Source organism: Psychrobacter sp. FME13 (genome assembly GCF_014861395.1).
GTDB lineage: Bacteria > Pseudomonadota > Gammaproteobacteria > Pseudomonadales > Moraxellaceae > Psychrobacter.
The window spans coordinates 40,205-48,874 of the sequence record NZ_RRYV01000009.1 but is presented as its reverse complement, the minus strand read 5'-3'; the positions used below and the strand labels follow the sequence as shown (position 1 = coordinate 48,874).

Annotated in this window: 5 protein-coding genes, 1 pseudogene and 1 other annotated feature; of the genes and pseudogenes, 4 read left to right on the top strand and 2 right to left on the bottom strand. The window is 43.7% G+C overall.

Annotation, left to right across the window (positions count from 1 at the left end; genetic code table 11):
- Positions 1 to 113, bottom strand: a sequence feature (AL1L pseudoknot). This feature is flagged as partial in the annotation.
- Positions 1 to 388, bottom strand: a pseudogene (locus tag EI164_RS02600) (transposase); the annotation flags it as partial. Its footprint overlaps the feature before it by 113 nt.
- Before the next feature lie 115 nt (positions 389 to 503).
- Between EI164_RS02600 and EI164_RS02595 the strand changes: the two are divergent.
- Entirely contained in the window at positions 504 to 758 is a 255-nt protein-coding gene (locus EI164_RS02595; RefSeq protein ID WP_192518443.1) for a hypothetical protein, read from the top strand.
- A gap of 186 nt (positions 759 to 944) precedes the next feature.
- Here EI164_RS02595 and EI164_RS02590 read toward each other — a convergent pair whose 3' ends face one another.
- Positions 945 to 3,863, bottom strand: coding sequence for a heavy metal translocating P-type ATPase (locus tag EI164_RS02590; protein ID WP_192518442.1), 2,919 nt, complete (start codon positions 3,861 to 3,863; stop codon positions 945 to 947).
- Between the two features lie 488 nt (positions 3,864 to 4,351).
- Between EI164_RS02590 and mrcB the strand changes: the two genes are divergently transcribed.
- The 3 genes from mrcB (at position 4,352) to prmA (ending at position 8,668) form a co-directional block, all read left to right on the top strand.
- Positions 4,352 to 6,769, top strand: a complete 2,418-nt coding sequence (gene mrcB, locus EI164_RS02585) for a penicillin-binding protein 1B (protein WP_225739075.1) — start codon at positions 4,352 to 4,354, stop codon at positions 6,767 to 6,769.
- A 32-nt stretch (positions 6,770 to 6,801) separates the two neighbouring features.
- Positions 6,802 to 7,608, top strand: a complete 807-nt coding sequence (locus EI164_RS02580) for a tetratricopeptide repeat protein (RefSeq protein WP_192518440.1) — start codon at positions 6,802 to 6,804, stop codon at positions 7,606 to 7,608.
- A gap of 133 nt (positions 7,609 to 7,741) precedes the next feature.
- A complete protein-coding gene (gene prmA / locus EI164_RS02575) occupies positions 7,742 to 8,668 on the top strand; it encodes a 50S ribosomal protein L11 methyltransferase (protein WP_192518439.1) in 927 nt (308 codons plus the stop codon).
- Positions 8,669 to 8,670: the final 2 nt, after the last annotated feature.

The following is an 8,670-nucleotide window of genomic DNA, read 5'->3' as shown; positions in this document are numbered from 1 at the left end:
GCAATCGGTAATACTCTACAGATTGGCTCGACTCCATATTGTTGTTTGTGATCGTTAATAAAATCAACCATTACTTGGGTTTGCGGTCGAGCTCCGCCTGGGCGAAAAAAGCAGCTGCTTTCTTTATAATCTCATTGGCTTGCTTTAACTCTCTGTTCTCACGTTCAAGCTCTTTGATACGCTCCGCTTGGCTTTGAGCTTGAATGTTTGCACCAATGGTTTTATCAATGTGCTTTTTATGCCATGATCGTAGGGTCTCAGGCGTGCAACCTATCTTTGGCGCTATGGCTTTGATGGCTGACCAGGTGGATGGGTAGTCGTCTTTAGCTTCAATTAGCATACCAACGGCGCGCTCTTTCATTTCAGGGGTATAGTTTCGTGTTTTCATTGTCGTATTCTCTCAGAAAATTGAGTCTCCGACAATACCGGGGCGGTTCAGCTTTAAAAACCCATTTATTCGAAATGAGTCTGGCCATACATTATCAGAGCAAGACCAATTAGAAATGATTGAAACTATTAACTTGATAGTTAACAATCATGATAAGGCTGTTGAAATATTTGATGAGCTTTACAGTAGCTATACGTATAAGATTGATAACAATATTACCTTGTATAATGACCAATCAATTAAAGATAAAATTTTTCATACCTATGTTTCATATGACGACTTATATTTTGAGCTTTGGGGCGTAAGACAAACAGGTCATCCTATAGCCGAATGTAATTTTGACATGATAGATAAATTAACGATTAGTTAGACCGATATTGTACTTTCTTATCATATTAAACCTTGAACGCTCATAGAGTCATTCACTGAATTCCTATCATTGATTCGAATATTACCAATTTCCTAGTACCTAATCGCCTGATCCCTAATCTCCTAGCACTCAATTATTAGTGCTTATCAATCACAGAGCGCCTTGCCTCACGTCTTGAAGTCATCCCTAAGCTCGCTTCAAACGCAATGCATTCAATACCACAAATAATGAGCTGAGCGACATACCAATAGCAGCGAGCCATGGTGGCACGTAGCCCAAAGCGGCTGGTATGAGAACAATACTATTATATGCAATTGCCCAGCGGAAGTTTTGCTTGATGATACGTTCTGTTTTATCAGCGATACGTTTGGCCGCAGTAATAGCTTCTATTTGACCATTTAAGATAATACTATCACTCGATACTTGCGCCAAATCTGCTGCGCCAGCAATCGAGGTCGAGACATCTGCCGCTGCCAGTACAGGTGCATCATTGATACCATCGCCAACCATCAGAACTACTGCACCTTCAGACTGCAATTTTTGAATATGATTGACCTTATCCGTTGGTGATAGACCATTATAAGCAGACTCCATGCCCAAACCTTCAGCCATGACTAATGCTTGTGGACTTGGGTCACCGGTCAGCATCACAGACTCAATGCCCACTTCTTTAAGGGCATTAATCATCGACTTCGCACTGTCACGCACCTTATCATTGAAATAAAAGCATGCCAGCGCCTGCCAGTTTTCTGAATCATAATTTTGACAAGACAAAACTACCGCTGAACTAGCACGCTGTGCTACTAAATCAATAGTTATACTATTATTTACACTAGCATCATTGGTATTGTCTAAGGCAAAACCCACATGACCAATTCGATATGACATACCATCAATTGTCGCTTCTACCCCACCCGCTGGATAATGCTGTAATGCTTGCGTGGTTGGCAAATGCAGTTGATAAGCCGCCGTGAGCAATGCGTGGGCAATGGGATGGCGACTACCCACTTCTAGAGCAGCAGCGATGGCTAATATCTTATCTTTTTGATCAGATAATGCTAAACCTTCTGTCTCTGTTTGATTTAAAGAATCCGTTAACTCGATATTGAGCAAGTTTGGCTGACCATAAGTCAGCGTTCCCGTTTTATCAAATGCTACATGCGTGATTTCAGCAAGCGTTTGCAGCGTATGTCCACGCGTGGTCAGAAACCCATAGCTAGCGAGTCGGTTGGTCGCTACCGTTAGCGCGATAGGCGTCGCTAAGGATAGCGCACAAGGACAGGTCGCGACCAATACCGCAACGGTCGCCCATATTGCTTGGCTTGGGTCAACGATATACCAACCGACAAACACCAAGACAGACAATACTAAAATCCGCGCCACGAACCAGCGTGCCAGCTTATCCGCTTGCTGCGCCAGTTTTGGTTTTTCACTCATGGCACGGTTCATAAGTCTGTCAATCAAGCCGATCTGACTGTCTTCTGGTAATGCGGTGACCAGCATCTCAAATGGCTGACTGTCATTTTGCGCACCGCCAACGATATAGTCGCCTTGAGATTTGGTAATCAAGTCACCCTCACCCGTCAGCAGACTTTGCGAGACGGTGGCGGTTGGGCTAAGCAAAATACCATCACTGATAATCTCAGATCCAGCTTCTACCATGATGATGTCACCCACTTGCAAGCTGTGAGCAGTCACCATCTTTTTGTCTTCTGTACTCTCTTGTGTGTCTTTACTGCCTTTGATATTTGACAGTGGCAATCGTTGATTACGCGACTGTTGCCAATCTTGGGCAATACGTGTGGTTAGCTCATGAACATTAGCATCTATGCTCTTCATAAAATTGGGCATAGCGCTAGATAAATCTTGGCTACTCATGCTATCTAGAGCATTGTTTTGAGTGGCAAGATTATCTTTTTGAATAGCAGTAGCATCGTTTTGAATAGCAATAGTGTCATTTTTAATAGTAAGCGTATCGCTTTGAATATCAGCGGTATTATTTTCTGTACTCACAGCCGTTTCATGCAGCAGGTTCTGCGAGATTTGTTGCAAGATACGCTCAGCCGCTTGCTTATCTTCAGCAATTTTTTGCACCAGTACAGGCTCTACTACCACCAAATCATTGGCCATGGTCGCAGCTTTGAGGCGGGCATTATGTTCGATGTAACGCCCTGCCAACAAGAAGAAAATAAACATACTGACCGAATCATAATACGTCTCCCCTTGCCCAGTAATGGTGGCATAGAGGCTAGCAAAAAAAGTCACAACCAGTGCAATACTGACAGGCACATCCATATTAACTTGACGGGCGCGAATCGCTGACCAAGCTGACGTAAAAAACGGTAATCCAGCATAAAAAAACACTGGCGTACTGACAAACAATGAGACCCAGCGCAAAAAGTCACGCTGCAATATCAGCATGTCGCTATATTCACCAAAATAAAGCGCCACCGCATACATCATCGCTTGCATCGAGCCTAGTGCTGCGATACCAAGCCGCAGCAGCATTTGATTGGTATGACGTGCCAGCATAGCCTCATGCGTGTCTTGACGATAAGGCTTGGCTTCATAGCCGATTTCATTGATAACCGCTAAAATACGACTAATCGGTAACTTATCTTCGTTCCAAATCACCCGCATACGCTGATTGGTCAAATTGACCTGACATTTACTGATACCGTCCAACTCATCGAGACGTGACTCAATCAACCACGTACACGCTGCACAGCGCAGGTTGTTCACAGACAGCTCTGCCACCGACATGCCATCCTGCGCATACACAAACTGCTGCTTTATTTCATCATGATCATAAACCTCAAGGCGTGTCATCTCTACCGGTAAGCTGGCCGTACGGCTGATCTCTGAGCGATCCAGATAATATTGCTCAAGCCCAGCCTCTACGATGCTCTGCGCTGCCAACTGACAGCCCATACAACACATCTCACGTGATTGACCCAATATATCGGCATAAAACGGCGGCTGCGGTACAGGATCACCGCAATGAAAACAATGGTCCTCGAGTGGTAGCACCAAACCTTCGGTAATCGAGCTATTTTCATGATGATGATTTTGGGTAGAGGCTGTTGATGGAGGGACACTAGACATAATCGCGCTTACTTCCTTTAGACAGGTTTGCTCGAACCATATTCACTTGCAGTAAATTCGCTTTTATATACATACTCATCATTAAAGATGCTCAAATCCTATGAAAGTATATAACAACAATAACAACTGATAATTCATAAAAAACACATCGTTGCAGCAATATTAAACTGCTATCGTAGATAACGATCTTATATGGCGCTCGTCATCTAAATTAAAAGCACTAAAAGCTTTAATACTAATATAAAGGTATCGATACGAAGATATTGATACAAGTGTTTTTATAGAGATTATACTACAAGCAAGTGCTGTGAGTGGCGTCACTACTCACAGTCTAATACTCATGAATGCCTGCTTCAGCGATGATAGATTGAAAAATTTGTCAATTTACGTCATTATGAAGCAGTTTTTTATACCAAAATGGTGCGACATCAGTGCAAAAATCAAATCCAAAGCTACCAAATACTAAATTATCACAGTCTTCTAAGGCTATGACAAATACGCTACCTTCAAAACAGCGTGGTTTAGTACTTAGTAGTCTCATATTAATTATTATTATCGTTGGTATGGTGCTGTTGGCACTATACTTGATTAAACTTGATCGCACCATTACCCAAAAATTTGAGGGTAAGCGCTGGGATATCCCTGCAAAAGTATACTCGCAGCCACTTGAATTATATCAAGGTGCAAATGTCGATACAGATACGATGAAGACGTGGCTAGAGCTGCTCAACTACCAGAGCAACAAAGCCTATGATCGTACTGGTACTTATCATAAGACTGGTAATACCTACTTTATCCATACGCGTGGCTTTACTTATAGCGCTAATGATGTGGATAAAGAGCAAGTCATCAAAATGACTATTAATGGTAATAAAATTGCATCTATCCAAAGCACGTTACCTGCCAAAAGTGGCATTATCCGCTTAGAGCCCGTTAATATCGGTGGTATTTACCCAGACAGCAATGAAGATCGTATGGTCGTCTCGTTAGAGGATGTGCCACAACCGCTTATCGATGCACTGATAGCCACTGAAGACCGTGCATTTTATGAGCACAAAGGTGTTTCTATACGTGGGATCGCACGTGCTGTCATAAACAACTTCTCTGGCGGCTCTCGTCAGGGTGGCTCAACGATTACTCAGCAGCTTATTAAAAACTTCTATCTCAATTCAGACCGTACGCTCAAACGCAAAGCCAACGAAGCATTAATGGCTGTATTGCTTGAATTACATTATAGCAAAGACGAAATTCTACAAACCTATCTCAACGAGATTTACTTAGGTCAAAACGGTAAACGCTCTATTAATGGTTTTGGCTTGGCGTCACAGTTTTACTTTAACAAACCCCTCAAAGAGCTCAGCCTAGACCAACAAGCGCTGTTGGTAGGTATGGCAAAAGGCCCGAGTCTTTACAATCCACGCCGCAATCCAAACGACTCAAAAGAACGTCGTAATATTGTGCTTAAAAACATGTTGACGGTGGGATCGCTGGCTCAAGAAGATTACGATGAAGCAATAGAGCAACCACTGGGTATTGCTGAAAAGGCAGTCGAAGGCAAGAGTCAATTCCCTGACTTTTTGGACATCGTTAAACGTGAGTTGAATGAAGTATACTATTCTGACGACCTCAAAAACGAAGGTCTGACAATCATCAGTACTTTAGATCCTATCGCCCAATTAGCAGCAGACAAAGCGGTAGATAAAAAACTGGGTGAGCTACGTCGTAAAAACAGCAAAACTAAAGACTTACAAGGTGCGCTCGTCAGTGCCAATCCTGAAACTGGTGAACTGGTATCTGTGGTAGGTAGTGGTAGTGAGTTTACTGGTTTTAACCGTGCTGTCGATGCCAAACGCCAAGTAGGCTCGATACTAAAACCTGTTATCTATATGACAGCACTCGAAAGTGGTCGCTATAATCTAGCAAGCCCAGTCGATGACTCCCCTATCACAGTCAACCTCGGTGATGGCTCTAAGTGGAACCCTAAAAACTACGACAACCGTGACCACGGTTATGTACCTCTGACGACAGCACTTTCACAATCATATAACCAAGCGGCGGTACATCTAGGTATGGAGTTCGGTGTCGATACCTTTGTCAAACAACTACAGCGCATGGGCGTCAAAGAAGAAGTACCACCTTATCCTTCGGCATTGCTAGGTTCTGTCAACCTTAGCCCAATGGATATGTTGGGTGTATACCAAGTCTTTGCCACAGGCGGCTTTCGTACACCTATTCATAGTATTCGTACTGTTATTGATGATCGCGGCAGTATCTTACAACGTACTGGTCTTAATACTCAGCGTAGCATTCCACCTGAGGCCAACTTCTTGACTAACTATGCGTTACAGCAAGTGGTGGAAACTGGTACGGCTAAACGGGCAAAATCACTGGGTAGCAATTTACACTTAGCAGGCAAAACAGGTACTACAAATGATTATCGTGATGCATGGTTTGCAGGCTACAGTGGCAACTATGTCAGCGTGGTTTGGGTAGGCCGTGATGATAACCAACCCATTGGTTTGAGCGGTGGTAGTGGCGCATTACCAGTTTGGATCGACTATATGGACCGTCTCAAACTGACGCCTGTATCGCTACCAGAGCCGAAAGGAATTGAATGGTTATGGCTAGAGAACAACTCAGGAAAGCTGTCTAATGAGCGCTGTGCTGATGCACGCTATTTACCAGTACTATCATCTCACTTGCCACAAGAAGCCAGTAGTTGTGCGATAGGCTTGTATCAACAAGATCGTGCTCGTGAACTGTCACAATTTCAAAACCAACAAGGTGATAATGGCGGTTTTGGCAGCACCGATGGTGAAGCTATTGATTCGGAAAATCAAGAAGGCAACGAGCAAGATGAAAACGATGCGGATACTTGGTTTGACCGTGCGGTTGAATGGTTCTAAAGTTGCTTTTAAACATTACAAAAGGTCTCAACATGTTGTCAATTTCCAAACAAACTATGTCAGTTAAGCAAGCTGTTATTGGTTTTCCCAAAAACACCATCCCAACCAATACAGTATTGATAACTGGTACGCTTATCAGCATGTTGAGCCTCAGCGCTTGTCAGACCGCACCCACGACGATGAATACCACACCGATTCAGACAGCGCCATCATCACAGATACCCGAGACACCTGCGGCAACTGTGACACCAACAACTGTCACTGAAGCGGATGACGATGACCAATATGTCATTGAACCGAGCATCTCATCTGAACAAACGACTCAGACAAACCCGTTGACGCAAGAGCCTCCAGTCTTTGTCCCATCCGAGCCTATACCAACTCAACAACCTGACACCGTTATTATTATTCCTTCTGGTGAGGAGTACGTCGTCCCTGAGCCGTCTCTACCGTCACACAGCGAAATGTTGGAACGTGCTAGAAATAACTCGCAGCAACGAGCGCAACAAACTACCTCTAATAATAGTAACCTACCAGCGTTTCGGAGTTTAATGCAGACAGGGATCAGTCAGCTTAAAGCAAATCAGCTAACCAATGCTGAAAACAGCTTTACCCGTGCACAGCGCCTAGCACCCAAATCATCGGCTGTGTATTTCTATTTGGCACAAGTCGCATTGAAAAAAAACCAACCCCGTAAGGCAGAGGCTATGGCACGCCGTGGCCTTAGTGTCTCTCAAGATGCCAACCGCAGACGCGCACTATGGCAAATCATCTTGCAATCAGGACAAACACAAGGCAATTCACGTGTGATCAGTGAGGCGAAACAAGCCTTGCGCTAATAACATAGTAGATCTAGCAGCATATCTGAGTGAATAGGTTTCAAGTTTACAACCTATTCGCTTTCTGTATTTTCTATATTCAGAATTCATCCAAAATATATATTTATTTTCAATTTAGCTTAAGGTTATCGTTATGGCATGGCAACAACTACATTTACAATGTGAAAAAGCAAACGTCGATTTGGCTGAGGCATTGCTACTAGAAGCAGGTGCACTATCCATCGCCTTAGATGACGCAGGTGACCAACCTTTATTTGAGCCATTACCAGGTGAGTCTCCATTATGGGATGAGGTCATACTTACAGGACTGTTTGATGCCACGACCGATGCTGGCAGTCGCCAAGCTGTCGAGAAATTAAGCCATGAAATCGCAGCACAAGTACAAGCCACTCGTATTTGGTTAAGTGCTGTCGATGACAAAGACTGGGAACGTGAATGGATGAACAACTATCATCCAATAGAATGTGCCAATGATCTATGGATTGTGCCCAACTGGATAACACCGCCCCATCCTGACGCGACCAATATTATTATGGATCCAGGGCTGGCCTTTGGTACTGGCTATCATGCTACTACCCGATTATGTTTAGACTGGTTAACAGAGCAAGAGATTAAAGATAAAGTGGTTATTGATTATGGTTGTGGTTCAGGTATTTTGGGTATCGCTGCTTTACTGTTAGGTGCACGTAAAGTTTATGCGGTTGATATCGACCCACAAGCGGTCTTGGCGACCAACCAAAATGCAGCACGCAATCATGTCGACGATCGTTTGCAAGCTTTTTTGCCAGAAGAGTTTACCGATTATTGCTCACAAAACGACATTATTCCAGTCGACATCATTGTAGCCAATATCTTAGCAAAACCCCTCATTGGCTTAGCACCTTACTTTGCTACTTTAATTGCACAGAAAGGCCGTATTGTTTTGGCAGGACTGATCGAGTCACAAACAGATGAAGTGACTGCTGCTTACCAAGCTTACTTTGCGCTTGATGCAAAGCATGCTTTTACATCACAAGAAGACCAACATTGGCAACGTTTATCTGGTACATTTACAGGCTAGCA

Bases quoted from the DNA above. Each gene is read 5' to 3' on its own strand.
- EI164_RS02595 (WP_192518443.1), top strand. From the start codon at position 504: ATGATTGAAACTATTAACTTGATAGTTAACAATCATGATAAGGCTGTT.
- EI164_RS02590 (WP_192518442.1), bottom strand. From the start codon at position 3,863: ATGTCTAGTGTCCCTCCATCAACAGCCTCTACCCAAAATCATCATCAT.
- mrcB (WP_225739075.1), top strand. From the start codon at position 4,352: ATGACAAATACGCTACCTTCAAAACAGCGTGGTTTAGTACTTAGTAGT.
- EI164_RS02580 (WP_192518440.1), top strand. From the start codon at position 6,802: ATGTTGTCAATTTCCAAACAAACTATGTCAGTTAAGCAAGCTGTTATT.
- prmA (WP_192518439.1), top strand. From the start codon at position 7,742: ATGGCATGGCAACAACTACATTTACAATGTGAAAAAGCAAACGTCGAT.